This window comes from Alcanivorax sp. HI0044 (assembly GCF_001634945.1).
Map to the genome: position 1 here is coordinate 1 of NZ_LWEZ01000346.1, position 671 is coordinate 671.

Consider the following 671-nt stretch of genomic DNA (forward strand, 5'->3'; position numbering starts at 1 on the left):
TAGGTATGCTGATATTCCACTCGATTTCACAATAATTCCTCCTAATAGGTATCCTGAAATGCCGACAAATAAAGGGATTACTTTGCATGGTAGAGATGCTTTTCGTGCTACTAGAATCATAAATTAAAAGTTAACAGGATATAGAGAGGAGCTAAGATGGTGGCCTTTATGCTTCTGCCATAGGGAGGTGGCGCCATCGTTATAATAAAGAAAAGTGTAGCATTTAGTGTGGCTTTCCCTTCTCCGCCTTCGAAATTCCTCTTGTATTCTCTGTCGAACACCTTTGTATTATTGGTTTTTTGATCGGTAGAACGATGAGAGTTTTCTTTGATCTGGCCAATTTTCAAGATGGTTGCCTTTACATTCAGAGGTCGCTCGGTTTTCCCTATTTCTCTCTTGGGTTGAATTAATAAAAACCGATTGACGCTCGGTTTTGTGTGTGTCATGGTTCTGGCCATGTGATCAATTGGCGGACAGATATGCAGCTGGGTGAGCTTGAAAAGCAGGTACTGCAGTATTTCTGGAAAGGGCGGACAGCGGATGCCAAGTCCGTGCACTCGCATTTCGAAAAGCGGCGTGGTGGTACCCTGAACACAATCCAGAGCACCCTAGATCGGCTCTATAAGAAGGGCCTGCTGCGCCGTGAAAAGCAAGGCCATGCATTCCATTAC

Annotated in this window: 2 protein-coding genes; one reads left to right on the plus strand and one right to left on the minus strand. The window is 44.4% G+C overall.

Going from position 1 to position 671, the window contains the following annotated elements:
* Positions 1–116 precede the first annotated feature (116 nt).
* The gene (locus tag A3730_RS04215; RefSeq protein WP_063537556.1) at positions 117–446 is read right to left on the minus strand and encodes a hypothetical protein; all 330 of its coding nucleotides are present in this window, start codon (positions 444–446) and stop codon (positions 117–119) included.
* Positions 447–479: 33 nt separating this feature from the next.
* Between A3730_RS04215 and A3730_RS04220 the strand changes: the two genes are divergently transcribed.
* Positions 480–671: BlaI/MecI/CopY family transcriptional regulator (locus tag A3730_RS04220; protein ID WP_197477276.1), on the plus strand; the 192-nt coding region annotated here is incomplete at its 3' end.